The sequence below is a fragment of the Streptomyces sp. NPDC004658 genome (assembly GCF_040609555.1).
Lineage (GTDB): Bacteria > Actinomycetota > Actinomycetes > Streptomycetales > Streptomycetaceae > Streptomyces.
Map to the genome: position 1 here is coordinate 1 of NZ_JBEXKG010000113.1, position 25,357 is coordinate 25,357.

Annotated in this window: 16 protein-coding genes and 1 pseudogene; 8 read left to right on the forward strand and 9 right to left on the reverse strand. The window is 72.2% G+C overall.

What is annotated here, in order from left to right:
• Positions 1-415: 415 nt before the first annotated feature.
• Together ABZV94_RS29465 and ptsP are read left to right on the forward strand one after the other, a co-directional pair.
• Entirely contained in the window at positions 416-865 is a 450-nt protein-coding gene (locus tag ABZV94_RS29465) for a PTS glucose transporter subunit IIA (protein ID WP_171158315.1), read from the forward strand.
• A gap of 79 nt (positions 866-944) precedes the next feature.
• Positions 945-2,615 (forward strand): phosphoenolpyruvate--protein phosphotransferase, encoded by a 1,671-nt coding sequence (gene ptsP / locus ABZV94_RS29470; protein ID WP_356345629.1) that lies wholly within the window; start codon positions 945-947, stop codon positions 2,613-2,615.
• Positions 2,616-2,709: 94 nt separating this feature from the next.
• On the opposite strand, the gene ABZV94_RS29475 is transcribed toward ptsP, so the two are convergent.
• Both ABZV94_RS29475 and ABZV94_RS29480 read right to left on the reverse strand, forming a co-directional pair.
• Positions 2,710-3,603, reverse strand: a complete 894-nt coding sequence (locus ABZV94_RS29475; RefSeq protein WP_356345631.1) for a hypothetical protein — start codon at positions 3,601-3,603, stop codon at positions 2,710-2,712.
• A 165-nt stretch (positions 3,604-3,768) separates the two neighbouring features.
• Positions 3,769-5,736, reverse strand: a complete 1,968-nt coding sequence (locus ABZV94_RS29480) for an acetoacetate--CoA ligase (RefSeq protein WP_356345634.1) — start codon at positions 5,734-5,736, stop codon at positions 3,769-3,771.
• Positions 5,737-5,951: 215 nt separating this feature from the next.
• Between ABZV94_RS29480 and ABZV94_RS29485 the strand changes: the two genes are divergently transcribed.
• The gene (locus ABZV94_RS29485) at positions 5,952-8,312 is read left to right on the forward strand and encodes a glycoside hydrolase family 31 protein (protein WP_356345636.1); all 2,361 of its coding nucleotides are present in this window, start codon (positions 5,952-5,954) and stop codon (positions 8,310-8,312) included.
• Between the two features lie 9 nt (positions 8,313-8,321).
• Here the strand turns inward: ABZV94_RS29485 and ABZV94_RS29490 are convergent, their stop codons facing one another.
• Positions 8,322-8,858 (reverse strand): NUDIX domain-containing protein, encoded by a 537-nt coding sequence (locus tag ABZV94_RS29490; RefSeq protein ID WP_356345639.1) that lies wholly within the window; start codon positions 8,856-8,858, stop codon positions 8,322-8,324.
• 189 nt (positions 8,859-9,047) lie between these two features.
• On the opposite strand from ABZV94_RS29490, the pseudogene ABZV94_RS29495 reads away from it, so the two are divergent.
• The 4 genes and pseudogenes from ABZV94_RS29495 (at position 9,048) to glpK (ending at position 14,561) form a co-directional block, all read left to right on the forward strand.
• Positions 9,048-10,071 (forward strand): annotated as a pseudogene (locus ABZV94_RS29495) (lipid-transfer protein).
• 135 nt (positions 10,072-10,206) lie between these two features.
• Positions 10,207-11,859: a GGDEF domain-containing protein gene (locus tag ABZV94_RS29500; RefSeq protein WP_356345641.1), complete on the forward strand. Its 1,653-nt coding sequence runs from the start codon at positions 10,207-10,209 to the stop codon at positions 11,857-11,859.
• Between the two features lie 350 nt (positions 11,860-12,209).
• The gene (locus ABZV94_RS29505) at positions 12,210-12,959 is read left to right on the forward strand and encodes an MIP/aquaporin family protein (protein WP_356345644.1); all 750 of its coding nucleotides are present in this window, start codon (positions 12,210-12,212) and stop codon (positions 12,957-12,959) included.
• An 81-nt stretch (positions 12,960-13,040) separates the two neighbouring features.
• A complete protein-coding gene (glpK, locus tag ABZV94_RS29510) occupies positions 13,041-14,561 on the forward strand; it encodes a glycerol kinase GlpK (RefSeq protein ID WP_356345646.1) in 1,521 nt (506 codons plus the stop codon).
• A gap of 104 nt (positions 14,562-14,665) precedes the next feature.
• On the opposite strand, the gene ABZV94_RS29515 is transcribed toward glpK, so the two are convergent.
• Genes ABZV94_RS29515 through ABZV94_RS29535 form a run of 5 tightly spaced genes read right to left on the reverse strand, consistent with a single transcriptional unit; the run spans position 14,666 to position 22,603 of the window.
• A complete protein-coding gene (locus ABZV94_RS29515) occupies positions 14,666-15,271 on the reverse strand; it encodes an ATP/GTP-binding protein (protein ID WP_356345649.1) in 606 nt (201 codons plus the stop codon).
• Positions 15,252-18,890 (reverse strand): hydantoinase B/oxoprolinase family protein, encoded by a 3,639-nt coding sequence (locus tag ABZV94_RS29520; RefSeq protein ID WP_356345652.1) that lies wholly within the window; start codon positions 18,888-18,890, stop codon positions 15,252-15,254. The genes ABZV94_RS29515 and ABZV94_RS29520 overlap by 20 nt, the downstream gene beginning before the upstream one ends.
• 24 nt (positions 18,891-18,914) lie before the next feature.
• On the reverse strand, positions 18,915-19,310 hold the full coding sequence (locus ABZV94_RS29525; RefSeq protein ID WP_356345655.1) for a DUF742 domain-containing protein: 396 nt from the start codon (positions 19,308-19,310) through the stop codon (positions 18,915-18,917).
• A 9-nt stretch (positions 19,311-19,319) separates the two neighbouring features.
• Positions 19,320-19,754 carry a roadblock/LC7 domain-containing protein gene (locus ABZV94_RS29530; protein ID WP_030644885.1) on the reverse strand — a complete coding sequence of 145 codons (435 nt, stop codon included), beginning with the start codon at positions 19,752-19,754 and terminating at the stop codon, positions 19,320-19,322.
• Positions 19,751-22,603: a nitrate- and nitrite sensing domain-containing protein gene (locus ABZV94_RS29535; RefSeq protein ID WP_356345657.1), complete on the reverse strand. Its 2,853-nt coding sequence runs from the start codon at positions 22,601-22,603 to the stop codon at positions 19,751-19,753. Before ABZV94_RS29535 ends, ABZV94_RS29530 begins: the two co-directional genes overlap by 4 nt.
• 419 nt (positions 22,604-23,022) lie before the next feature.
• Between ABZV94_RS29535 and ABZV94_RS29540 the strand changes: the two genes are divergently transcribed.
• Positions 23,023-23,556 (forward strand): hypothetical protein, encoded by a 534-nt coding sequence (locus ABZV94_RS29540; RefSeq protein ID WP_356345659.1) that lies wholly within the window; start codon positions 23,023-23,025, stop codon positions 23,554-23,556.
• 491 nt (positions 23,557-24,047) lie between these two features.
• Here ABZV94_RS29540 and ABZV94_RS29545 read toward each other — a convergent pair whose 3' ends face one another.
• Positions 24,048-25,166, reverse strand: coding sequence for an FAD-dependent oxidoreductase (locus ABZV94_RS29545; RefSeq protein WP_356345662.1), 1,119 nt, complete (start codon positions 25,164-25,166; stop codon positions 24,048-24,050).
• Between the last annotated feature and the right edge of the window lie 191 nt (positions 25,167-25,357).

Below are 25,357 nucleotides of genomic sequence, written 5' to 3' on the forward strand. Positions count from 1 at the left end.
GGCGTTGACTTTTGGCACGCTGTTGAGTTCTCAAGGAACGGTCGCTTCCTTTGTACTCACCCTCTCGGGCTTTCCTCCGGGCGCTTCCCTTCGGTGTTTCAAACTCTACCAGGGTTTTTCCGTCTCTCTGACCACCCCTCCGCGAGCATGCAGAAGGAGATCCAGAGATAGGATCTGATGAGTTTGGTTGCTGTCGGAGGAGGAAGCGGTGCACGCCTCACTACCCCCCGGCAGGAGTACGACTGTACACGCACGCTCGGAGGCCATGCAAATCCGATGAGCTGGTGGTCTAGACCACTAACTGGTAGCTTCCATCCGGAACCGCCAGTTCACATGACATACGCTGCTGCTCAGTGCGCCGTCCGGGACTGCCAGTGACGGCCCGTGAACAGCTCCACTCCTTGGGAGGCTTCCCATGACCACCGTGACGTCCCCTCTTGCCGGGCGTGCCATCGGGCTGGCCGCAGTGCCGGATCCGGTCTTCTCCGGGGCCATGGTCGGCCCGGGCACCGCGATCGACCCCGTGCGTGAGATCTCCGAGGCCGTGGCGCCCGTGGACGGCATCATCGTCTCCCTTCACCCGCACGCGTTCGTCGTGGTCGACGAGAGTGGGCACGGTGTGCTCACCCATCTCGGCATCGACACTGTCCAGCTCAACGGCGAGGGCTTCGAGCTGCTCGTCAACAAGGGCGACACCGTGACCCGCGGCCAGGCCGTCGTGCGCTGGAACCCCGCTGCGGTCGAGGCCGCCGGAAAGTCGCCGGTGTGCCCGGTCGTCGCGCTGGAAGCCACTGCCGAGTCCCTCTCCGACCTCCGTGAGGACGGGGACGTGAAGGTCGGCGACAGCCTCTTCTCCTGGAACTGACAGCACTGCCGCCGTAGGGCGGCGCACAGGACAACCACCGCGGCGGCGGGACCCGCCGCACTATCCGGAGACGGGTGAGATGGAGACAACGCTGCGAGGCGTCGGCGTGAGCCATGGCGTGGCGATCGGCGAGGTACGGCACATGGGCACGGCGGTTCTGGAGCCGCCGGCCAAGCAGATTCCCGCCGAGGACGCGGAGCGGGAGCAGGGACGCGCCCGTCAGGCCGTGGACGCCGTGGCCGCCGACCTGATGGCGCGCGGCAATCTGGCGGGGGGTGAGGCCCAGGCCGTGCTGGAGGCGCAGGCCATGATGGCGCAGGACCCCGAGCTGATGGCCGACGTGGACCGGCGGATCGCCGTCGGCAGCACCGCCGAGCGTGCCGTGTACGACGCCTTCGCGGCGTACCGGGAGCTGCTGGCCGGTGCCGGCGAGTACCTGGCCGGGCGCGTGGCCGATCTCGATGACGTGCGGAATCGTATCGTCGCCCGGCTGCTGGGCGTGCCGATGCCAGGCGTCCCGGACAGTGACCAGCCTTATGTGCTCGTGGCCCGTGACCTGGCTCCGGCCGACACCGCGCTGCTGGACCCGTCCCTGGTCCTCGGGTTCGTGACCGAGGAAGGCGGCCCGACCAGTCACAGCGCGATTCTGGCGCGGGCGCTGGGCGTTCCGGCCGTGGTGGCGCTGCCCGGTGCCGGTGAGCTGGCCGAGGGCACGCTGATCGCCGTCGACGGCAGCACCGGCGATGTCTTCGTGAATCCGAGCGAGGAGAAGAAAGCGGAGCTGGAGGCCGCGGCCGCCGCACGCAAGGCCGCGCTGGCCGCTTCGACGGGTCCCGGGGTGACCGCGGACGGGCACAAGGTGCCGCTCCTGGCCAACGTGGGCGGGCCTGCGGACGTGCCGGCGGCCGTGGAGGCCGGGGCCGAGGGTGTCGGTCTGTTCCGCACCGAGTTCCTGTTCCTGGACGACAGCAAGAACGCTCCTTCCGAGGAGAAGCAGGTGGAGGCCTACCGGCAGGTGCTGGAGGCGTTCCCCGAGAGCCGTGTGGTCGTGCGGGTGCTGGACGCGGGCGCGGACAAGCCGCTGGACTTCCTCACGCCGGCGGACGAGCCGAATCCGGCGCTGGGCGTGCGGGGGCTGCGGACGCTCCTCGACCACCCCGAGGTTCTGCGCACTCAGCTGAGGGCGCTGGCCAAGGCCGCCGAGGGGCTGCCCGTCTACCTCGAGGTCATGGCGCCCATGGTCGCGGACCGCAAGGACGCGAAGGCCTTTGCCGACGCCTGCCGTGAGGCGGGGCTGCGGGCGAAGTTCGGCGCGATGGTCGAGATCCCCTCGGCCGCGCTGCGGGCGCGCTCGATCCTTCAGGAGGTCGAGTTCCTGTCGCTGGGGACCAACGACCTCGCGCAGTACACCTTCGCGGCGGACCGGCAGGTGGGTGCGGTGTCCCGCCTGCAGGACCCCTGGCAGCCGGCGCTGCTCGACCTGGTCGCGCTGTCCGCCGAGGCCGCGACGGCCGAGGGCAAGAGCTGCGGGGTCTGTGGCGAGGCCGCGTCGGATCCGCTGCTGGCCTGTGTGCTGACCGGTCTGGGTGTCACCTCCCTGTCCATGGGTGCGGCGTCGATTCCGTACGTTCGCGCGACGCTGGCGAAGTACACGCTGGCGCAGTGCGAGCGGGCCGCGGCGGCGGCGCGTGCGGCGGACAGTGCCGAGGAGGCGCGCAGCGCGGCTCAGGCGGTGCTGTCCGGCGAGTAGCCGTACCGGTCACCTGGCTGTGTCGGTTCAGGGGCGTCCTGCCTTCGGGCGGGGCGCCCCTGATGCGTTCCGGCCGCCGGGTGGGTGCGGGGCCTCAGTGGCGGTGACCCGGGGCGGTGCTCTCCTCTCCGAGGGCGGGTGGCTCGCGGTAGTCGACGCCGGGCTCCGGGGAGATCAGGTCGCCGGATTCGACGTCGGTGCAGTAGGCGTCGAACACCTCGGACGCCGTCAGTGGTTCGAGGTCGCCGCCGCGCAGTCGCCAGCCGTAGACGCGGTCGGCCGTGCCGGCGGCGCTGACGCGGATGACGAGTCCGCCGGGGCTGCGGGTCGCGAGGCCGAGGGCGAGCACGCTGGTGAACTCCAGGGCCTCGGCCTCGTCGAGGCGGGTCGCGCCGTGGGGGTCCTGGTCGCCGTGCAGGACGGAGACGAGGGTGTCGGGGGGTCCGGAGACGGTGCAGACGAGGTGGCGGTCGCCGGGTGGTGCGGTGTCGAGGATGCGGACCAGGAGGTCGGAGGCGCGGGTGAAGGCTGCCCTGCCGATGTCCTCGCCGCAGGTCGGGCAGGGGCCGAGGCGGGTCAGGAGGGTGGTGGCGTACTGCCAGGTGGCCTGGCGTACGGCCTCGTCCACGAGGGCGGGCAGGAGGACGGCGAGCGGGCGGCCGTCGTAGGGGATGGTCGGGCCGGTGGCCGCGAGTTCGGCGGTGAAGCGGGTCCTGCTGGCCGGAGCTTCCGGGTCGAGGCCGGTGTCCGCGCAGAACGCGGCGTAGTCCTCGGGGTCGAACAGGGCGAGGGTGGTGTGGTCGCCCTGTGCGGCGCGGTCCCGGAGGACTGCCTCCAGCTGCTGGAGGTAGGTGGTGTGGTCGTCGAAGGTGAAGCTGCGGTAGCGCCGCATGGCGCGGAAGTCGTGGTCGTCGGTGAGGACACCGATGGTGCCGGCGATCTCGCGGCGCAGGACGCGTCGCATGGTCTGGTGGTCGGTGTGCGCCATGTTTCCCCCAATGCGCAGTCGATCAATGCTCACTCACCGTAACCGGCGGCACTGACAATGGCGGTGCCGCCGGTGATCACGGTCGCGTGGTGAGGTCGTCTGCGCAGGTCACACCGTGTGGACCGGACGAGGCCTGTATGCGGAGGGTGATCGTCCGGGAGGGGGTCAGGCGCGTTTGCGGGCGAGTTCCTCGTAGAAGCCGAGCAGGGCGAGGTCGTCGATGGAGCCGGGGTTCACCGCCTTTTCCAGCGGGGTGCCCTGCAGCAGGCGCTTGACCGGGACTTCGATGCGCTTGCCCGTGAGGGTGTGCGGGATCCCGGGGACCTCGATGATCTCGTCGGGGATGTGCCGTGGGGAGAGCTGCTCGCGGATGGCCTGCTTGATGCGGTGCAGCAGTGCGTCATCCAGGGTGGCGCCCGGTGCGAGGTGCACGAACAGCGGCATCCAGTAGCCGCCGTCGGGCTGCTCGATGCCGATGACCAGGGACTCCTTGATCTCGGGCAGGCGCTCGACGACCTCGTAGATGTCGGCCGAGCCCATCCGCACGCCCTGCCGGTTGAGGGTGGAGTCGGAGCGGCCGTGGATGATCACGGTTCCGCGTGAGGTGACGGTGATCCAGTCGCCGTGCCGCCAGACGCCGGGGTAGGTGTCGAAGTAGCTGTCGTGGTAGCGGCTGCCGTCCGGGTCGTTCCAGAAGTGGATCGGCATGGACGGCATGGGATTGGTGACGACCAGCTCGCCGACCTCGTCGACGAGGGGCTTGCCGCTGGGGTCCCAGGACTGGAGGTCGGTGCCGAGGCCGGGCGCCTGGAGCTCCCCGGTGTACACCGGGAGGGTGGGCACGGCGCCGGCGAAGCAGGAGCAGACGTCGGTGCCGCCGCTGACGGAGGCGATCCACAGGTCGTCGCGGACCTCGTCGTGCAGCCAGCGGAAGCCGTCGGGCGGCAGGGGGGAACCGGTGGTGGCGACGCACTTCACCCTGGACAGGTCGTAGTCGCGGGCCGGGTGGACGCCGGCCTTGCGGCAGGCCATGACGTAGGCGGCGGAGGTGCCGTAGAGGGTGGCTCCGGTGCGTTCGGCGACGCGCCACTGGGCGCCCGTGTCCGGGTAGCCGGGGCTGCCGTCGTACAGGACGACCGTGGTACCCGTGAGCAGGCCGGAGACGAGGAAGTTCCACATCATCCAGCCGGTCGAGGTGTACCAGAAGAAGCGGTCCTCGGGGCCGAGGTCGCAGTGCAGGCCGAGCTGCTTGAGGTGTTCGACCAGGATGCCGCCCTGCGACTGGACGATGGCCTTGGGCAGGCCGGTGGTGCCGGAGGAGTAGAGCACCCACAGCGGGTGGTCGAACGGGACCTGCTCGAAGACCGGCTCGATGTCCCCGGCGGTCAGCGCGGACCACTCCAGGGCGCCCTCGGGGGGCTCGGTGCCGAGCAGGGGGATGTGGACGACGGCGCGCAGGGTGGGCAGCTCGCGGCGCAGCTCGGCGACGGCCTCCCGGCGGTCGTGCTCCTTGCCGCCGTAGCGGTACCCGTCGACGGTGAACAGGACGACGGGTTCGACCTGCTGGAAGCGGTCGAGGACGCTGCGGGCACCGAAGTCGGGGGCGCACGAGGTCCAGACGGCACCGACGGCGGCCGTGGCGAGGAGGGCGACGACGGCCTGGGGGATGTTGGGGAGGTAGCCGCTGACCCGGTCGCCGGGGCGTACGCCGAGGGCGCGGAGTTCGGCGGCGAGGGAGCCGACCTGGCGACGCAGCGCGGACCAGCTCACCGGGCGCGGCTCGTGCGTCTCGTCCACGTACAGGAGGGCGGGTTCCGCCGCGCGGTCGGCCGCCGCGCGCAGGGCGTGTTCGGCGTAGTTGAGGGTGGCTCCGGGGAACCACTGGGCGCCGGGCATGGTGCGGTCGCCGAGCACGCGCGCGTACGGCGTCGAGAACCGTACGTCGAACCATTCGGTGACGGCCTTCCAGAAGGTGTCCAGCTGGTCGACGGACCACCGGTGCAGGGCCGGGTACCCGCCCTCGGCGGGGGCGCCGTGGTGTTCGGCGGCCCATGCCTGGAACCGGGTGATGCGGGCCTGGGCGATCCGCTGGGGATCGGGCTGCCAGAGCGGCTGGGGGTTCGCGGTCGACATTGGTGCGGCTCCCGGGCTGTGCGCGTCGTGTGCGTCGGTCCGCGCACGGGCTGGGGTGTGCGCGTGACGCGGCTGACAGGGACGATGCCATGTGATCGACTTCTGCACCAGGGTGCGCTCCACACAGTCCATGTCATGAAGATGTGGTCCGGACATGGGTGAACGACAGTTGAACGACACGCGCGCGTGGGGCGCTCAGTGGCAGGGTGAGCAGCATGGACGGTCGTGACCTGGTGCGTTCGGTGAGTGTGGTCGGTTCGGGGAGGGCGGCGCAGGGGTTGCGTACCGTACGGGCATCGTGGCGCAGGAGGCGTATCGACGGTGCCGGGCTCCCGCGGCGGGGACCCGAGCGGGCCCGGGTGCCGGGTCAGGTGCGGGACGCGGAGCCGGGTCCCGGGGGTGGGCTGATCCGGTTCGGCCGGTCGGAGCTGCGGATCGTCGTGGCGGTGAACGGGGCGGTCTTCTGGGGGTGGGACGGGGCCGGGCCGCAGCCGTCGTACGCGCTCGCGGGGAGCGGTCCGGAGCCGGATCCGCGGGCGGTGCTGGAGCCGGACAAGGACGGCGGCTGGCGGGTGGTGGCCGAGCGGGCGACGGTCGTCGTGTCGCGGCACGGCGCGGTGGAGGTGTGCACGCCGGGCGGGGTGATGCTGCGGCGGGATCTGCCGCCCCGCTGGTGGGAGCCGGTCGGCGGGGGTGCGGCGCGGTGGATGCAGCGGTCGCAGGTGGCCGCGGACGCCCGGTTCTTCGGCCTGGGCGGGCGCGCGGGCGGGCCCCGGCTGCGCGACGGCAGGTACCGGCTGTGGAACACCGACCCGGGCCGGGCGTTCGGGCCGGGCGACGACCCGCTGTACCTGACGATGCCGGTGCAGCTGGTGGTGGCGGATGCCGGCACGCATCTGGTGTTCCACGACACCACCTGGGACGGCACGGTGGTCCTGCGGGAGGGCGAGGAGGGTGCCGGGTCCGGGCACGACCGGGCGGGGCACTGCGAGGTGCGGATGGACGGCGGTCCGCTGCGGTGCTGGGTGATGGTGGGGACTCCCGCGCGCGTGCTGCAGACGTGGGCCTCGCTGACCGGGGCGCCCGCCCTGCCGCCGGCGTGGGCGCTGGGCCACCATCACGCGCGGTGGGGGTTCGGCAGCGAGCAGGAGGTGCGCCGGATCGTCGCGGGCTATCACGAGCACGGGCTGCCGCTGGACGCCGTGCACCTCGACATCGACCATTACGACGGCCATCAGGTGTTCACCGTCGACCAGGAGCGTTTTCCCAAGCTGCCGGTGCTGGCGGAGGAGCTTCGCCGAGACGGGATCCGGATGGTGTCGATCGTCGATCCGGCGGTGCGGGCGGATCCGGGCAGTGCCGTGTACGACAGCGGTGCGGCCGTGGACGCGTTCGTGCGCGACGCGCGGGGGCGCACGGTGCGGGGCGTCGCGTGGGCCGGCGAGTCGGTCTTCCCGGATTTCACGGACGCACGCGCGCGTGCGTGGTGGGGCGGGCTCTACGAGGAGCGGCTGGCGCAGGGCTTCGCGGGATTCTGGCACGACATGAACGAGCCGACGTCGTTCAGCGCCTTCGGTGAGGCGACGCTGCCGCGTTCGGCCCGGCACGCCCTGGAGGGGCGCGGCGGCGACCACCGGGAAGGGCACAACGTGTACGCGCTGTGCATGGCGCGGGCCGCCTACGAGGGCTTGCGCGAGCTGGCGCCCGAGGAGCGGCCCTTCCTCTTCTCCCGCTCGGGCTGGGCAGGGCTGCAACGGTACGGGGGCACGTGGTCGGGGGACGTGGCGACCGGCTGGCCGGGGCTGCGGGCGTCGCTGTCGCTGGTGCTGGGGCTGGGGCTGTGCGGGGTGCCGTATTCGGGTCCGGACGTGGGCGGTTTCGACGGCAGTCCGTCGCCGGAGCTGTATCTGCGCTGGTTCCAGCTGGGTGCGTATCTGCCGTTGTTCCGTACGCACGCGGGTCTGCGGGCGGGGCGCCGGGAGCCCTGGGAGTTCGGTGCCGAGGTGCTGGAGCACGCGCGCGTGGCGCTGCTCGAGCGGCGGCGGTTGCTGCCGTACTTCCTGACGCTGGCGCATCTGGCCCGGCGGACCGGCGCGCCGTATGTGCGGCCGTTGTGGTGGGGGGCGCCGGAGGACCGGGCGCTGCGCGACTGTGAGGACGCGTTCCTGCTGGGAGACGGCCTTCTGGTGGCCCCGGTGCTGGACCCCGGTGTCGGCCGGCGCGCGGTGCGGCTGCCGCGGGGCCGCTGGTACGACACGGTGACGGAGGAGGTCCACGAGGGGCCGGGGCAGGTTCTGGTGGACGCCCCGTTGTCCCGGATACCGGTGCTCGCGCGCGCGGGAGCGGTGCTGCCCGTGCGTGGCGCCGACGGCGGGCTGGAGCTGGAGGTGTGGGCGCCCGCGCGCGGACGCACCGGGGCCGGTCTGGTCGTGCCGGATCCGGGCGACGGCTGGGGCGAACCGGAGATCGAACGCTACGTCGCCCGTCGGCACGGCGGCAGGGTGGTGGTCACCCGGGACCGGGAGGACGGCGTGGCGGCGCCGCCCTACCCTGTGCGCGTGCGCGGGCTCGGCTGAACCGGCGGCTCAGACGTAGCGGCCCTCGAACCACGCCTTGACGGCCACGGTGTGCAGCGGGAAGGCGAGTTCCTCGGGCCTGCGCAGCAGCTGCCATCCCTCCGTCTCGTCCGTGGGGCCGGAGGGCGGCAGTTTGTCGGCCGGGCGTTCCGGCAGCACTCCGAACAGCAGCAGGTGCCCGTCGGGTGAGCTCATGGCGTCCACGAGCCGCACGTCGCGGGCGGCCGCGTCGATGCCGGTCTCTTCCTTGAGTTCCCGTACGACGGCCTGCTTCCAGTCCTCGCGGTCGTCGATGTACCCGCCCGGCAGGGCGAGGCCACCGCGCGCGGGGGCGACGGTTCGGGTGATGACGACCAGGGCCGTGCCCTTGGTGTCGTACACGGGCTGGAGAGCGATGGCGACCGGAAGCGGGTTGCGGTAGGCGGTGGCCCCGCAGGACGGGCAGGTGCGCGGCCATCCGGAAGCGCCCTCTCCATAGGGCGCTCCGCAGCTCGAACAGTGGGAGTCCGGCGCGGAGTTGGCAGTTGGTTGCTGAGTTTCGGACACGCGCGGACTGTATCCGATCAGAGGAGGGACGTGTTCCGCTAGTGAGGCATCAGGAAACGGGCCGTTCCGGAAGGAGCGGCCGGAATCACCCCCGTCGGTCCCGGCCGCCCCTCGTGTACCACGACGCCGTGCGCGGCCATTCGGTTCACCGAATCGGCCTGCCCATCTCCGGTTGCCCGTGGCACATTTCTGACGGGCCGTCAGTTACGTTTCCCGAGGAGGGGTCTTGCCGCATGCTTCGTGGAGTACGGCACGGCGGCGGCTCTCGCGGACGCAGGCCTCGACTGGCCGGACGTCGGCTCCATCGTGGGCGCGGACACGGTGCGGGGTGGGTATCCGGGGCATGTCGCGGAGCGACCTTCGCCAGGGCCCTGGGCTGGCAGGGGGCCAGCGTGACGAGCGTCTACGCGGCGTGCGCGTCGGGGGCCCAGGCCATAGCCGCCGCGCACCGCAGATCCTCGCCGGTCTCGCGGACGTCGTCCTGGTGGTGGGGGCGGACGCCGCGCCGAAGGAATTCTTCCGGCCCGCGGGCGGGGACCGTCCCGACGATCCGGACTGGCTGCGGTTCCGGCTGCTGGGGGCGACGAAGCCGGCCTACTTCGGGCTGTACGCACGACGGCGGATGGCGGTGCACGGGGACACGCCCGAGGACTTCCCGCTGGTCAAGGTGAAGAATGCCGCCCTGGGGGCGCTCGATCCGTACGCCCGGTACCGCAGACGCGTCACCGCCGAGGAGGTGGCCGCCTCCGCGGTGGTCACCGATCCGCTGCGGCTGCTGGAATCTGTGCCACCTCCGACGGCGGGACCGCCCTGGTGCTGTCCAGCCTGGAGTACGCGCACCGGCACGGCGCCGCCCGTCCGGTGCGGATCCGGGCGGTGTCGACGGTGACGCCTCGTTTCCCGAACACGGTGCTGGACCTGCCGGACATCGCCACGGACTCGGCCGTCGCGGTGGTGCCGCCGGCGGAGACCTTCAGGGAGTCCATCGCCCGTGCCGCCCACGACGAGGCGGGCATCGGACCGGAGGACCTGTCCCGGGCCGAGGTGTACGACCTGTCCACCGCCCTGGAGTTGCAGTGGTACGAGGAGTGGGGCTGTGCGGCGAGGGCGAGGGCGCGAAGCGGGCGCCCGTCAGGTCGCCGGGGCGCGGGTAGGCCCCACCGCGGACCAGGGGCTGTTCGGACACGGTTCCTCGGTGATCGCCGTGCGGTGACCAGGACGAGCGAAGAGACGCATGTGACACATGGGAGTAGATGGAACCGCCCACGCTGCGTGAGCACCCAGGAATGCTGCGTGAACGTCTCATGAACTGCGCCTGGGCGTGCGCGGGCAGCGCCATCATGCTCCCGTGCACTCCTGGACGGATACTCTCCGCTTCGCCTTCCAGCCGGTGGTCAACCTGAGGACGGGCGCGGTCGCCGCACTGGAGATACTGGCCCGCCCGGAGACGGGCGATGTCCTGGCCGAGGCCCGCCGGGATCCCGGACTGGACGGTGGGCTGACCGTGTTGGCGCTCCGCGCGGCGGCCCGCAAGGAGACCCTGCTGCCGCTGCATCTGAACGTGTTCGCGGCCACGCTCGCCGACCTGGGCGGCCTGACACCGCTGCACGACGCCGTCCGCGCGGCGGGGCGCATGCCCTGGGAGGTGACGCTCGACATCGTCCCGCCCTACACACACGTGCCGCAGCGGGCCCTGCTGGAGGCGGTGGCCGCACTGCGGGAGCAGGGCTTCCGGATCAGCGCGGACGGCATCGGGGACGGCGACGTGCCGCTCAGAATGCTCACCGACCTCTCCCCCGACCTGGTCAAACTCGACGCGTCGCTGCTGGCGCGGCCGGCCGCGGTGCGGGCGATGCGGACACTGTGCGAGGAACTGGGCGCCCTGGTCGCGGTGGAGGGAGTGGAGACGGAACTCCAGTGCGCGGCGGCGCTGTCGGCCGGTGCACAGCTGGCCCAGGGAGAGCTGTTCGCTCCGCCGGCCCGGATCCCCGCGGCGGACGTATACGTTCCGTCCCTCGCGCCCGCCGCCAGGACCGCGCCCCGCTCCGGGCCGTCCGTGCGCGAGTTCGTTCGGCCGGCCGCCGTCCTGCCGCTGACCGCGTCGGCGGGACAGGTGCGGGCGCTGCTGACCGGTTCCCCGGACGTCTCCGGCGTACTGCTGGTGGACCAGTACGGCAGGCCCGTCCGGTCGGTGCACCGTTCACGCTTCCTGCTGTCGATGTCCGGTCGCTACGGGCACGCCCTGTACGCCGACCGGCCCGCCTTCAAACTGGGCGACGCGCCCCGCACGGTGGGCGTCGACGCGACGGCCTGGCAGGTGCTGGACGTGGTGGCGGTCGGCGGCCGGGACCGGACCTCCGACGACGTGGCGGTGGTCGACGGGCACGGCCGGTGCGTCGGCGTGGTGAGGCTGGCGGATCTGGTGCGGGCGCTGGCCGAGAGCCGGGTGGAGGAGGCCGCCGGGCTCAACCCGCTGACCCGGCTGCCCGGTTCCGACGCCATCGTGAGCGAGGTGGACCGGCGGATCGCCGACGGGCGGGCGTTCGCGCTCAGCTGGCTGGACATCGATCACTTCAAGCAGGTCAACGACGGTGCCGGGTTCGCCGCGGGCGACGAGCTGATCCGCTCGGTGGGCCGTGCGCTCCAGCAGGCGGTCGCGGATCACGCGCGCGTGGGGCACATCGGCGGAGACGACTTCCTGGTCCTGGCCGACGAGGAGGCACTCCACCCGCTGGTCACCGCCGTGCTGGACGCTCCCTGGGCGGCGGGCGGGCGGCCGGTCACCCTCTCCCTGGCGACGGTCGTCTGCGGTCCGGGCAGCGTGAGCGACCATCACCAGGCCGCCGCGCAGCTCGCCCCGCTGAAGAAGGCGGCCAAGGCGCTGAACGGCGCCAGCTGGGTGCTCGGGCGCGCGGGGCTCCCCGGTCACGAGGTGCGGCGCGGCGGCCCGGGCCCTGCCCCGGCGCAGACCGGATACGCGGCCGCCGAGCCACGGTGGTGAACCGCCTTCCCGTATACGTCCGTTGCGGTGGGGGTCCGCTCCGCCGGGGCCGGTGCGGCGCCCGTGTCACCGTCGCCGTCGGCAACCTTGACGCCCCCGGGGTGCCGGTGAACACTTCCCGGTGTCAGCCGACATCGCCGTACATTCTCGGCGTTATCAGGCACTGCCGCACGGGTCTGTCCTGCTCACGGCCCGGCGTTCCAGGGGCGATCCGGCTGCGACGGCACGCTCGTCACCGACGCCGGGCGGGGCGCGGGGCCCTCCCTGCCTTCGGCTGAAGTCGCCAAGGGAACCGTCCTGCACGCCAGGGCCGGGGGCCGATCGTCCCCGCCGGCGCCAAGGGAGCCGCCATGAGCAACGGAGACATATTCGTCGGCGAGGTCATCGGCACCGCGATCCTGATCCTGTTCGGCGCGGGCGTCTGCGCCGCCGTCACCCTCAGGTACTCCAAGGCACGGGCCTCGGGCTGGGTCGTGATCGCCTTCGGCTGGGGATTCGGCGTGCTGGCGGGCGCGTACACCGCCGCTCCCCTCTCCGGTGGCCAGCTCAACCCCGCGGTCACCATCGGCATCGCCGTGGACACCGGCAAGTGGGGCAAGGTCTGGGTGTACCTGCTCGGGCAGATCGTCGGCGCGATGCTCGGCGCCGTACTGGCCTACCTGGTCTATCTCGCCCAGTTCCAGGCCAACGTCCGCACGGAAGGCACCACGGACGGCACCGCCGGTGAACCCGTGCCGACGCTCGGCATCTTCTCCACCATTCCGGAGATCAGGAACCCGGTCGCCAACCTCGTCACCGAGATCATCGCCACCGTCGCGCTCGTCCTGCCGGTGCTCGCCTTCGGGCTCACCAAGGGGCTCGGCGAGTCCGGCACCACCGTGCTGATCGTCTCCTTGCTCGTCGTGGGCATCGGACTCTCCCTCGGCGGCCCCACCGGCTATGCCATCAACCCGGCCCGCGACCTCGGCCCGCGCCTCGTGCACACCTTCCTGCCGATCCCCCACAAGGGCAGCTCCGACTGGGGATACGCCTGGATCCCGGTCGTCGGCCCGCTGATCGGCGGAGCGCTGGCCGGCCTCATCTACAACGCGGCCTTCTGAACCCCCGCTCCCGCCACCGCGATCCACGATCCGTACCCGGCCTTCCGGCCGGCGATCCGACCCAGCGACCCAGGGACAGCCATGACGGACACCGCCGACACGTACGTCGCCGCCATCGACCAGGGCACCACGTCCAGCCGCTGCATCGTCTTCGACCACAGCGGCGCGATCGTCGCCGTCGACCAGCGCGAGCACCGGCAGATCTTTCCCAGACCCGGCTGGGTGGAGCACGACGCCACCGAGATCTGGTCCAAGGTGCAGGCCGTGGTGGCCGGAGCACTCGCCCGGGCGGGGCTGCGCGCGGACCAGCTGAGCGCCCTCGGCATCACCAACCAGCGGGAAACCACGGTCCTGTGGGACCGCGCCACGGGCAAGCCCGTGCACAACGCGATCGTCTGGCAGGACACCCGCACCGCGGCCCTGTGCGGCGAACTGGGCGGCGCGGACGGTCAGGACCGCTTCCGCGACCGGACCGGGCTGCCGCTGGCCAGCTACTTCTCCGGCCCCAAGGCGGCCTGGCTGCTGGACCATGTGCCCGGTCTGCGGCAGCGGGCCGAGCGCGGTGAGATCGCGTTCGGCACCATCGACTCCTGGCTGATCTGGAACCTCACCGGCGGCACCGACGGCGGCCGGCACGTCACCGACGTCACGAACGCCGGCCGGACCATGCTGATGAACCTGGACACTCTCCAGTGGGACCCCTCCATCCTGTCGGCGATGAACGTGCCCGAGGCCGTACTGCCCGAGATCAGGTCCTCGGCCGAGGTGTACGGGACCGCCGTCGGGCAGCTGTCCGGGGTGCCCGTGGCCTCGGCGCTGGGCGATCAGCAGGCCGCCGTGTTCGGGCAGGCCTGCTACGACGTCGGCACGGCGAAGAACACCTACGGCACCGGCAGTTTCCTGCTGCTGAACACCGGCAACCGGCCGGTGCCGTCCAAGAACGGGCTGCTGACGACGATGGGCTACAAGATCGGCGGGGAGGCGCCGGTGTACTGCCTGGAAGGGTCCATAGCGATAACGGGTGCGCTGGTCCAATGGTTCCGCGACCAGCTCGGGATCATCCGGACCGCCGACGAGATCGAGACACTGGCGGCGAGCGTCGACGACAACGGCGGCGCCTACATCGTGCCGGCCTTCTCCGGCCTGTTCGCGCCCTACTGGCGCTCCGACGCACGCGGCGTCGTCACCGGCCTCACCCGGTACGTCACCAAGGCGCACCTCGCGCGCGCGGTGCTGGAGGCCACGAGCTGGCAGACCCGGGAAGTGGTGGACGCGATGTACCAGGACTCCGGGGTGCGCATCAGCACGCTGAAGGTGGACGGCGGCATGACCCGGAACAACCTGCTCATGCAGCACCAGGCGGACGTCCTCGGCGTACCGGTGATCCGGCCCCGCGTGTCGGAGACGACGTGCCTGGGCGCCGCCTACGCGGCCGGGCTGGCCACGGGCGTGTGGAACGACTTGGACGAGCTGAAGTCGCACTGGCGCAAGGACGCGGAATGGACGCCCGCGATGGAGGGGGCGGTCCGCGACCGCGAGTACCGGAACTGGCGCAGGGCCGTGGAGAAGAGCTTCGGCTGGCTGGAGGAGGACGGGGCCTGACAGCGGGAAGGCAGCCGGAAAGTCGCCGCACGCGCGCGTGAGCGCTGCGCACAGGACCACGGCTCGTACCCCGGTCGGCGGGGGTACGGGCCGTGTCTGGCTGTTCAGCGCACGACGGCCCGGCGGCGGTCGGCCGTGTACCGCATCGCGTGCTGGACGAGTCCGACGAGCACCTCCTTGACCGACTCCCGGTCACGGGCGTCGCACAACAGCAGGGGCACGTCGTCGTCCAGGTCGAGGGCCTGACGGACGGATTCCACGGGGTGCCGGGCCGCTCCGTCGAAGCAGTTCACGCCGACGAGGAAGGGGATGGAACGCCGCTCGAAGTAGTCGACGGCGGCGAAGCAGTCCTCCAGGCGGCGCGTGTCGGCGAGGACGACGGCCCCGAGCGCGCCCTCGGACAGCTCGTCCCACATGAACCAGAACCGCTCCTGCCCCGGCGTGCCGAAGAGGTAGAGCACCAGGTCCTCGCGCAGGGTGATCCGGCCGAAGTCCATGGCCACCGTGGTGGTGTGCTTGCCCTCCACACCGCTGGTGTCGTCGACGGGCCGCCCGGCCTCGGTGAGCAGTTCCTCGGTGCGCAGCGGCCTGATCTCGCTGACCGCGCCGACGAGGGTCGTCTTGCCCACGCCGAAGCCGCCGGCCACGAGGATCTTGAGCGTGACGGGCTCGACCGGAGCCTTGCCGCGCTCAGAACGCCCGAAGATCATCGATCTCTTCTCCTGCTTGATGGGGGTCGGGGGACGGCCGGCCGTAGCCGCCGCCACCGGGGGTTTCGATGACGAGTACGTCGCCGGGGCCGACGTCGGCCGATCCGCTTCCGCCGAGGTCGGTGACCGTGCCGTCGGCGTGCTCGACCCGGTTGGCGCCGAGCGCTCCGGGGGCGCCGCCGGCCATGCCGTACGGCGGCACGCGGCGGTGCTGGGAGAGCGTGGAGACGGTCATCGGTTCGAGGAACCGGATCCGGCGCACGGCCCCGTCACCGCCGCGCCACCGCCCCGCGCCGCCGCTCCCCCGCCGGACGGCGAACTCCTCCAGCCGGACCGGTAGCCGCCATTCCAGGACTTCCGGGTCCGTGAGCCGGGAGTTGGTCATATGGGTCTGGACCACGTCGGCGCCCGGGAAACCGTCGCCCGCGCCGGATCCGGAGGCGACGGTTTCGTAGTACTGGTGCCGCTCGTTGCCGAAGGTGACGTTGTTCATGGTGCCAGAGCCCTCGGCCTGGACTCCGAGTGCGGCGTAGAGGGCGCCGGTGATGGCCTGGGAGGTCTCGACGTTGCCCGCGACCACGGCGGCGGGCGGTTCGGGGGCGAGCATGGAGCCGGACGGCACGATGAGGTCCAGGGGGCGCAGGCAGCCGTCGTTGAGCGGGATGTCGTCGGCGACGAGGGTGCGGAAGACGTACAGGACGGCCGCGTTGACCACCGCGGAAGGTGCGTTGAAGTTGGTGCCGAGCTGCGCGGAGGTGCCGGTGAAGTCGATGGTCGCCCGGCGCTCGGTACGGTCGACGCGGACGCGGACCCGGATGACGGCCCCGGAGTCGGTCTCATAGGCGTACTCGCCGTCGTCCAGGGCGTCGATGACGCGGCGGACGGCTTCCTCGGCGTTGTCCTGGACGTGCCGCATGTAGGCCTGGACGACGTCAAGGCCGAACTCCCCGATCATGCGCCGGACCTCTTCGACGCCCTTCTGGTTGGCGGCGATCTGGGCGCGCAGGTCGGCGAGGTTGGTGCGCGGGTTGCGGGACGGGTACGGCGCCTCGGTGAGGAGGCGGTGGGTCTCCTCCTCCCGGAAGCGGCCGTTCTCGGTGAGGAGCCAGTTGTCGAAGAGGACGCCCTCCTCCTCGATGGTGCGGCTGCCGGCCGGCATGGAGCCGGGGGCGATGCCGCCGATCTCGGCGTGGTGACCGCGTGAGGCCACGTGGAAGAGGACCCGCGGCTCACTCCGCGTGTCCGCGGCCACGTCGGTGTCGAAGACGGGGGTGATCACGGTGACGTCGGGCAGGTGCGTACCGCCGTGGTACGGGTCGTTCACGGCGTAGGTGTCGCCCGGCCGCATGGCGGAGCCGCGCCGGCGGATGACCTCTTTGACGCTGGTGCCCATGGATCCCAGGTGGACGGGGATGTGAGGGGCGTTGGCCACCAGGTTTCCGTCCGGGTCGAAGAGCGCGCAGGAGAAGTCCAGCCGCTCCTTGATGTTGACGGACTGGGCCGTGGACTCCAGCCGTGCGCCCATCTGCTCGGCGATCGACATGAACAGGTTGTTGAAGACCTCAAGCAGAACCGGATCGGATTCCGTGTCCACCTCGGAACTCTGCGTGATCGCCGTGCGTTCCATGAGCAGATGCCCGTCATCGGTCGCGGCGGCCCGCCAGCCGTCGTCGACGACGGTCGTGGCGCCGGCCTCCGTGATGATCGCGGGACCGGTGACGGTCTCGCCGGGAGGAAGGGCCTCCCGGCGGTGGAGGGGTACGTCGCGCCAGGCGCCGCCGGTGTGGAGACGGACGGTGCCGGGTGCCTGGGCACGGCCCTCGTACGGGGCGAGGGCGGAGAGATCGGGGGGTGTGGTGATGCCGGTGGCTTCGACGGAGAGGGCTTCCACGACGACCGGGCGGTCGAGGGTGAAGGAGTACGTCGCGCGATGACGTTCCTCGAAGGCCTGCCGCATGGTGTCGGGTCCCGCCAGCTCGACGGTGAGGGTGGTGTCGGTGCCGTCGTAGCGGAGCTGGGCGCGGCGGGCGACCCGGATGCGGTCCTCCGGGACGTCCTCGGCGACGAGTTCCGCCCGCGCGGCGGCTTCCAGGTCCTCGGCGGTCTCACGGATGCCGGGCATGGAGGCGGCTTCCAGGGGCGCTTCCACGGAGTGCTCGCGCATGGCCGTGGTGTCGGCGAGGCCGATGCCGAGCGCGGAGAGCACCCCGGCCATGGGGGGTACGAGGACGGTGCGGACGCCGAGCGAGTCGGCGACCCGGCACGCGTGCTGGCCGCCCGCCCCGCCGAAGGTGGTCAGGGCGTAGCGGGTGACGTCATGGCCCTTCTGGACGGAGATCCGCTTCACCGCGTTGGCGATGTTGGCCACGGCGATCTGCAGGTAGCCCTCGGCCACCTGCTCCGGGGTGCGGTCGTCCCCGGTGTGTTCGTGGATCTCACGCGCGAGGGCGGTGAACCGGTCACGGACGAGGGCGGCGTCCAGTGGCTGGTCACCGTCGGGACCGAACACGGCCGGGAAGTGGGCGGGCTGGATGCGGCCGAGCATGACGTTGGCGTCGGTGACGGTGAGCGGGCCGCCCGCGCGGTAGCAGGCGGGACCGGGGTCGGCGCCGGCCGAGTCGGGGCCCACCCGGTAGCGGGAGCCGTCGAAGTGCAGGACGGAGCCGCCGCCGGCGGCGACGGTGTGGATGTCCAGCATGGGAGCCCGCAGCCGGACTCCCGCGATCTGTGTGGTGAACACCCGCTCGTAGGCGCCGGCGAAGTGCGAGACGTCGGTGGAGGTGCCGCCCATGTCGAAGCCGATGACGCGGTCGAAGCCGGCGCGCTGCGACATGCGGGCCATGCCGACGATGCCGCCGGCCGGGCCGGAGAGGATGGCGTCCTTGCCGCGGAACTGCCCGGCCTCCGTCAGCCCGCCGTTGGACTGCATGAACATCAGCCGGACGCCGCGCAGTTCATCGGCGATGTGCCGCACGTAGCGGCGCAGCACCGGCGAGAGGTAGGCGTCCACGACGGCGGTGTCCCCGCGCGGGACGAGCTTCATCAGTGGGCTGACCTCGCTGGACAGCGAGATCTGCGGGAAGCCGACGCGGGCGGCGAGCTCGCCGACGGCGCGCTCGTGACCGGGGTGGAGGTGGCTGTGCAGGCAGACGACGGCGACCGCGCGGATCCCGTCGTCGTAGGCGTCCCGGAGGGGACCTTCCAGGGCGTCCAGATCCGGCGGACACAGGACGGTGCCGTCGGCGGCCACGCGCTCGTCCACCTCTACGACCCGCTCATGGAGCAGCTCGGGCAGCTCGACGCGGCGGGCGAAGATGTGCGGGCGGTTCTGGTAGGCGATGCGCAGCGCGTCGCGGAAGCCGCGGGTGACGACGAGGAGGGTGCGCTCACCTGTGCGTTCCAGCAGGGCGTTCGTGGCGACCGTGGTGCCCATGCGCACGGCCTCGACGGGGTGCTGCGAGCCGCCGAGGAGTTCGCGTACGCCCGCGACGGCCGCGTCGGAGTACCGTGCCGGGTTGTCGGACAGCAGTTTGTGCGTGAGCAGCCGGCCGTCCGGGCGACGCGCGACGATGTCGGTGAAGGTGCCGCCCCGGTCGACCCAGAACTGCCAGCCAGTCACGTCGCTACCCCGCTTCCGTGCCGGTCACAACGCCCGGAGGCCGTTGATCACGTCGCGCAGAATACTCTCGTCGGGCAGCTCGGCCGGGGGCACCGGGCGGGTGACATGGACGAGTTCCGCGTGCACCAGGTCGCCGATGAGAACGCGGACGACGCCGATCGGCAGGTCGAGTTCCGCGGCGAGTTCGGCGACCGACTGGGGAGCGTCCCGGCAGAGTCCGACGATCTCCACGTGTTCGGGGGACAGTGCCGGGTCCGATTCCGGGTCGCCCGTGTCGGGCTCGGTCACGACCACCGCGATCAGGTCGAGGCGGTGCTGACCCTCGCTCGTGGTGCGGCCACGCGTCATGGCGTACGGACGGACGACCGGCCCGGCCTCGTCGTCGAACCAGTGGCTTCTTCCCTGACCGTCTGCGCTCATGTCATCCCACTACCCGCCTGCGGGCAGATCGGTGCGCGGGGCGGTGCCCAGATGGACACCGACCCGCTTGACCAGGAGCGTCATCTCGTAGGCGACCTGCCCGACGTCGGAGTCGGCGTCCGAGAGGACGGCGAGGCAGCTGCCGTCACCGGCGGCGGTGACGAAGAGGAAGGCGTCGTCCAGTTCGACCACCGTCTGCCGGACGCTGCCCGCCTCGAAGTGGCGCCCGACGCCCTTGGCGAGGCTGTGGAAGCCGGACGCGACGGCGGCCAGATGCTCGCTGTCCTCCCTGGTCAGGTCCTTGGACACCCCCGTGGGCAGGCCGTCGCCGGACAGGATGACGGCCTTGCGGATGCTGGCGACCCGGTCGACCAGGTCGTCCAGGAGCCAGTTCAGCTCTCCCTTGTCCGTCGCCGTGTGGCCGGTCGCCTTCGGTGCGGTCATCGACCGTCCCCCTTAGTCGTTCCTTGTGCTGTGCCGTTCCGGGCCTCGTCGCCCGCGGCGTTCTCCTCCCGGCCACGTTGCCATCCGCGCTGGAGCGAGGCCATCCGGGTGCGGACCTCCTCGGCGTCGCGGTCGGCGGGTGGCGTCGCGCTCTCGGAGCGCCGGTCGGTGTCCTGCTTGAGCTGGGGGGCCAGGTTCGCCTGGCGTACGCGCCGGGGCAGCGGCCCGGTGCCCGGCTCCGGGGCCGAGTCACCGGCGGGTGCGGCGGCGTCGGAGTGGGGCTTGGCGGTGTCCGCCGGACCGCCGGTGCCGGAGCGAGGAGGTGCCGTGTCCGCCGGGCTGTCGGTGCCGGGTGCCCCGGTCCGGGTGCGCCTGGGCAGCGCCGGGGCTCCGGGGACCGTTTCGGTGCGCTCGGCCGGCGTCGCGGTGCTGTCCTCGGCGCGGCCGGTGCGGGCGGCGGGGCGCCGGGAGGTGCCGCGACGGCGGGTGGGCAACGGAGCCGGTCCGTCCGTGTCGGAGCGGCGCGTGCCTGCGGAGGGCTCGGGGGACGGTTCGCCGCGGCGGGACCTCTGGTCGGTGACGGGTCTGCCGTGCGAGCTGACCAGCTTGGGCGTCTGCCGCCGCGGCAGCGGTACGGCCCCGGGCTCACGGGTCCCGTCGTGCGACAGCCGGTCGGCCGAAGAGGGGGTCGTCTGCTCGTCGTCGCCCGGACCGACCCGGCGGGAGCGGAACAGACCGCCGCGCTCGCTGTCCTCGTCCGGCAGGGCGCCGGGGAAGTCGTCCAGCGCGTCGAGATCGACGGGCGCCTCCAGCTCGACCGGGCCGTCCAGCAGGGAGGTCGGCAGCCCGGGCAGCTGCAAGGGGGCCGGGGAGCGCCCGGCACCGCGCCCCAGCTGCTCGGTGCCCTTCGCCGGGCGGTCCCGGTCGAGCCGGAAACCGGTGCCGTTGGTGTCCGGGACGTCGTCGGTGAGCAGCGCGTCGGGGATGAACACCACGGCGGTGGTGCCGCCGTACGGAGACGGCTGGAGGGAGACCCGGACGTTCTGGCGCTGGGCGAGCCGGCTGACCACGAACAGGCCGAGCCGGTCGGTGTCGGAGAGTTCGAACTCGGGCGTCTCGGCGAGACGCAGATTGGCGTCCAGGAGCGCCTCGGCCGTCATACCGAGGCCCCGGTCGTGGATCTCCAGGGTGAAGCCGTTCGCGACCCGGTCGCCGAGGACCTGGACGGCGGTGTGCGGCGGCGAGAAGACGGTGGCGTTCTCCAGGAGTTCGGCCACGAGATGGGTGAGGTCGGCGACGGCGGGACCGGTGACGGCGACCCGTGGCAGGCGCCGGACCTCGATGCGCTCGTAGTCCTCGACCTCGGCGACGGCGGCGCGGACCACGTCCATCAGTTGCACCGGCCGGCGCCACTGCCGGGAGGGCGCGGCTCCGGACAGGATCACGAGGCCCTCGGCGTGCCGGCGCATACGGGTGGTGAGGTGGTCGAGGCGGAACAGGTCGGCGAGTTCGTCGGTGTCCTCGGTGCGGCGCTCCATGCTGTCGAGCAGGGTGAGCTGCTTGTGCAGCAGTACCTGGCTGCGGCGGGCGAGGTTGACGAAGACCTCGGAGACGCCGGCCCGCAGCTCGGCCTGTTTGACGGCGGCCTCGACGGCGGCGCGCTGCAGGGTGTTGAGGGCCTGGCCGACCTCGCCGATCTCGTTCTTGTCGTACTCCAGGCGCGGGACCTCGGTCTCGACGTCGACCTGTTCGCCCGCGGACAGCCGGCGCATCACGCTGGGCAGCCGGACACCGGACGCCTCGTGCGCCTCCAGGCGCAGCTGGCGCAGGTCGCGGATGAGGGAACGGCCGACCCGGATGGAGAGCACGACGGACAGCAGCAGCGCGACCAGGCCGAGGGCGCCGGCGACGGCCGCCTGCACGATGACGCCGACGGCCACCGGGCGCATATGGTCCTGGAAGCGGTCGCCCACCTGGTCGTCCAGGGTGCCGAGTTCGTCCAGGACGGTTGCCGCGGAGGAGTCCCAGCTCTTGGCGGTGACATCGCCGGGGCTGCCGGAGTCCGAGGCGATCACGGCCCGTTCGGCCTCCCGCAGTGGGGCCGTGGTGGCGTTCCTCCAGAAGCGTTCGTAGCGGTCGCGCTCCGCCGCGGGCAGCAGCGGGAGGCTGATGTCGTACAGCAGGGTGCGCTGGGCGACGAGGTCGGAGATGTCACGGGTCTCGTCATGGGTGAGCCGGCCGACGACGAGGGAGGAGCCGAGCAGGGCGTCCTCGCGGGAGAGCAGCTCGCGGGCGCGGGTGACGTTCACCAGGGCGCGGGCCTGCTTGTCGACCTCGACGTCGTCCAGGCCGTCGAGGGACGCGAGGAGCGCGTAGCAGGGGTCCACGAGACGGTTGTAGAGGTCCAGCGCCTGGGCGCGGGTGAGGGTGCCTCCCTCGACGCTGCGACGCAGGGGACCGAGACCGTCCAAGGCGTCCAGGACGGCGGTGAGGTGGTCGCTGTCGTCCGCGTCCATGTCGGCCCGGACGTCCTGGTCCCTGGCGTTCCTGCGGATGGTGGTGATCGTCCGGTCGGTCGCGGCACGGGTGCGGCGCAGCGCCGAAAGGGCCTCGGAGGCCCGCGGATCGGCGAGGTAGACGAGGGTCTGGCGGCGCTCCTGCTGCAGGACGCGAACGGTATCCTCGGTGGGGTAGCCGATGTCCTCGACGATGTCGGTCACGCGGAACAGCTGAGCGACTTCGCGCCCCGTGAGCACCGTGGCGAAGCCCCAGACGGCGGTCAGGGACACCAGCGGCACGAGAAGCAGCGCCACGATCTTCCGGCGGATCGACTTCCCGCGAAAGCGCATGGCCTCCCCCAGCTCGACCCCCGCCGGCCGGGGGTGCTCATGTCCGCAACAAACGGCGCGAGCCTACTACCGCGCCACAGTTAACTCGAAGACATGTCCGGAGGGCGAACTTCCGCACCGGCGGCGAGACATGGTGAGTTGTCCGGGCATTGGGGGAGATGGCGACCGTGATCCGGGCGCCCACGTGGTGACCACGGCAGTCGCACGGTCAGGTGGTTGGCCGGAATTTTTCGCCAGTTGGGAATCTTCGGGGGATCTCACGCGTCCTTCTCTATGGGAAATGGGGGCGGAATGGGCCACAGGAGCCGCATCCCGCACCCCGGCGGCGTAAAACAGCGCAAGCCGGGCAGCCACTGGGGAGTCGGGGTCTTCTGATGCCGGGGGCGAGCGGTCTGCCGGCGGTGGGGAGTGACACGGTGATGGGCACGGCGGAGCGGCGCGGGGCGGCCGGGGAGAGCGTGGCGGAGCGCCCGCGGGCGCGAGGGGACAAGGAGGCGCCGGATCGGGACGTTCCGGGGCTGGAGCGCGCCGGGGAGCCCGGCGCCGATCAACAGCGGCAGAATTACCGCCCCTTGTGGATCGAGGAGCCCGCGCGCCGGCACCCGTTGCCGGATCCGGTGCGTACGGCGGCGGTGCGGGCCGTCCTCGTCATAGCGGTGACGCTGATCCAGGCGATGGTGGCGTTCCTGTGCACGCTGGCCGGGTCGTGGCTGGCGTTCCCCATGGTGATCAGCGGCGTGGCCAGCACGGTGGCCGCCACCTGGGCCGTGGTCGACGTGTGGGTCACCCGTCAGGTGTGGAACCAGCGGTACGGCGTGATCTCCGAGCCGAGCAGCACGGCCCGGGCCCTCCGCCGGGAGCGGCGCGCCCGCCGGCGCCAGGAGCGGCCGAGCCTGCGGGAACAGGAGCGGATACGCCGGGCCGGTGGCGCCGGGCGGCTGTCGCACTCCTGACTCCTGACGGACGGCGCGCTGTAGCCGCCGGCGACCAGGCCATCGGGCCGTGGGGCGCCGGAAGCCTGGCCGCGGGGCTGCGGGGTTGCGGGGTTGCGGGAGTTTCGGACGAGGGAACGCGCGGAAACGTGGCCACCGGATCCCGGGCCACCGGGAACTCAACGGCACCAGTGCACGGGCCACCGGGCATTCAACGGCCACCGGCGCACGGGCCACCGGCGCACGGGCCACCGGATATCCGGCCCCAGCACCACCCGCCGGAAGCAAGGGCCACGGGAAACCCGTCCACCAGTTGCCGTCCCGCCCGGTCGGGAGCCGACCTACGCGTGCGGGCGGTAGGAGCCGTCCCGCTCGATCGGGACGCACGCGCAGGCAAGGAGGACTGGCCACGCATCCGGGCCGAGGCCGACGGCCGGAGTGACGGGATGAGCGGCACACCGCCCTCCCCCACTCCCCCGCCCCCCGCTACCGAGCCGCAGCAGTCCCACCCGTCACAGCGCGGCCGGCTCCACCCGGGGTCCTCCCGTCCGCCGGTGTTCCTCCCGTTGGAGTTCGCGCCGGGCCCGCATGAAGGCGCGAGGCCGGTCCACTCCGAGTACGGCGACGGTGCGGCCGTGGCGTTCGTAGCGGGCGAGGAAGCCGGAGTCTCCGGGAGTGCCGTCGTCGGTGATCTCACCCTCGGTGACATGGACGGTGTCGCCCTCACGGCACCGGCCCGCGAACTGGATCCGGGAGTCGTACTGGTCGGACCAGAAGTACGGCAGCGTGCGGGCGGTCGCCACGGTGCGGCCGGCGAGCAGGTTCGTGACGGCGACGCGGGGCTGCTCGGTGGCGGAGGTCCAGTGCTCGGCGCGGGTGCCGCCGATCCGGGCCACGTCCCCGACCGCGACCACCTGGGGCAGGGCGGTGACGCAGCCGTCGTCGCACAGCACACCGTCGTGCAGCGCGAGTGCGGACCCGACGAGCCAGTCGGTGTGCGGGCGGGCGCCGATGCCGACGATCACGACGTCGGCGGGCAGCGTGCGGCCGTCGGTGAGGTCGACCCCGGTGACGGTGGCGGCTCCCCGGAGCGCGGCCACGCCGGTGCCGGTGACCAGTTCCACTCCGCCGCGGCGGTGCAGGGCGGCGCAGACCCCGGCCATCCGGGCACCGAGTTGGGGCACGAGCGGCAGCGGGGCGGCCTCGACCACGGTGACCTCGTGGCCGAGCCGGGCGCACGAGGAGGCGGTCTCGGCACCGATGAAGCCGCCGCCGATGACGACGACCCGCCGGTGCCCGCGGGTGAGTTCGGCCCGCAGGGCGCGGGCGTCGTCGAGGGTGCGCAGGGTGTGCACCCCGGCGAGGCGGTCGCCGGGCAGCCGGCGGGCGGCGGCACCGGTGGCGATGACGACGCCGTCGGTGGAGACCGTACGGCCGTCGTCGAGGAGGACGGTGCGGCCACGGGGGTCGAGCCCGCGAGCGCGGACGCCGAGCAGCCACTCGGCGTCGAGTCCGGCGGTCTCGTCGGCGTCGGTGAGGGCGAGCTGGGTCTCGTCGGCGCGGCCGATGAGGAAGTCCTTGGAGAGAGGAGGGCGGTCGTACGGGTGATGGGGTTCCTCGCCGACGATCACCAGTCGGCCGTCGAAGCCCTGGGCGCGCAGCTCACGGGCCGAGGTCGCCCCCTCCGGCTACGACCGGATCACCCGGGTTCTGCGTACCGGATCGGTGCTCGCCGAGGGCGAGACGATGATCGTGACGAAAGCGGAGCTGATCCGGCCGCCCCAGTACGTCGCCGAGATCTTCGACCTGGATGAGGGCGCCC

Coding starts and splice junctions, on each gene's coding strand:
- ABZV94_RS29540 (WP_356345659.1), top strand. CDS start 23,023: ATGGGCACGGCGGAGCGGCGCGGGGCGGCCGGGGAGAGCGTGGCGGAG.
- ABZV94_RS29530 (WP_030644885.1), bottom strand. CDS start 19,754: ATGACCGCACCGAAGGCGACCGGCCACACGGCGACGGACAAGGGAGAG.
- ABZV94_RS29525 (WP_356345655.1), bottom strand. CDS start 19,310: ATGAGCGCAGACGGTCAGGGAAGAAGCCACTGGTTCGACGACGAGGCC.
- ABZV94_RS29535 (WP_356345657.1), bottom strand. CDS start 22,603: ATGCGCTTTCGCGGGAAGTCGATCCGCCGGAAGATCGTGGCGCTGCTT.
- ABZV94_RS29475 (WP_356345631.1), bottom strand. CDS start 3,603: ATGGCGCACACCGACCACCAGACCATGCGACGCGTCCTGCGCCGCGAG.
- ptsP (WP_356345629.1), top strand. CDS start 945: ATGGAGACAACGCTGCGAGGCGTCGGCGTGAGCCATGGCGTGGCGATC.
- ABZV94_RS29465 (WP_171158315.1), top strand. CDS start 416: ATGACCACCGTGACGTCCCCTCTTGCCGGGCGTGCCATCGGGCTGGCC.
- ABZV94_RS29505 (WP_356345644.1), top strand. CDS start 12,210: ATGAGCAACGGAGACATATTCGTCGGCGAGGTCATCGGCACCGCGATC.
- ABZV94_RS29480 (WP_356345634.1), bottom strand. CDS start 5,736: ATGTCGACCGCGAACCCCCAGCCGCTCTGGCAGCCCGATCCCCAGCGG.
- ABZV94_RS29515 (WP_356345649.1), bottom strand. CDS start 15,271: ATGATCTTCGGGCGTTCTGAGCGCGGCAAGGCTCCGGTCGAGCCCGTC.
- ABZV94_RS29485 (WP_356345636.1), top strand. CDS start 5,952: ATGGACGGTCGTGACCTGGTGCGTTCGGTGAGTGTGGTCGGTTCGGGG.
- glpK (WP_356345646.1), top strand. CDS start 13,041: ATGACGGACACCGCCGACACGTACGTCGCCGCCATCGACCAGGGCACC.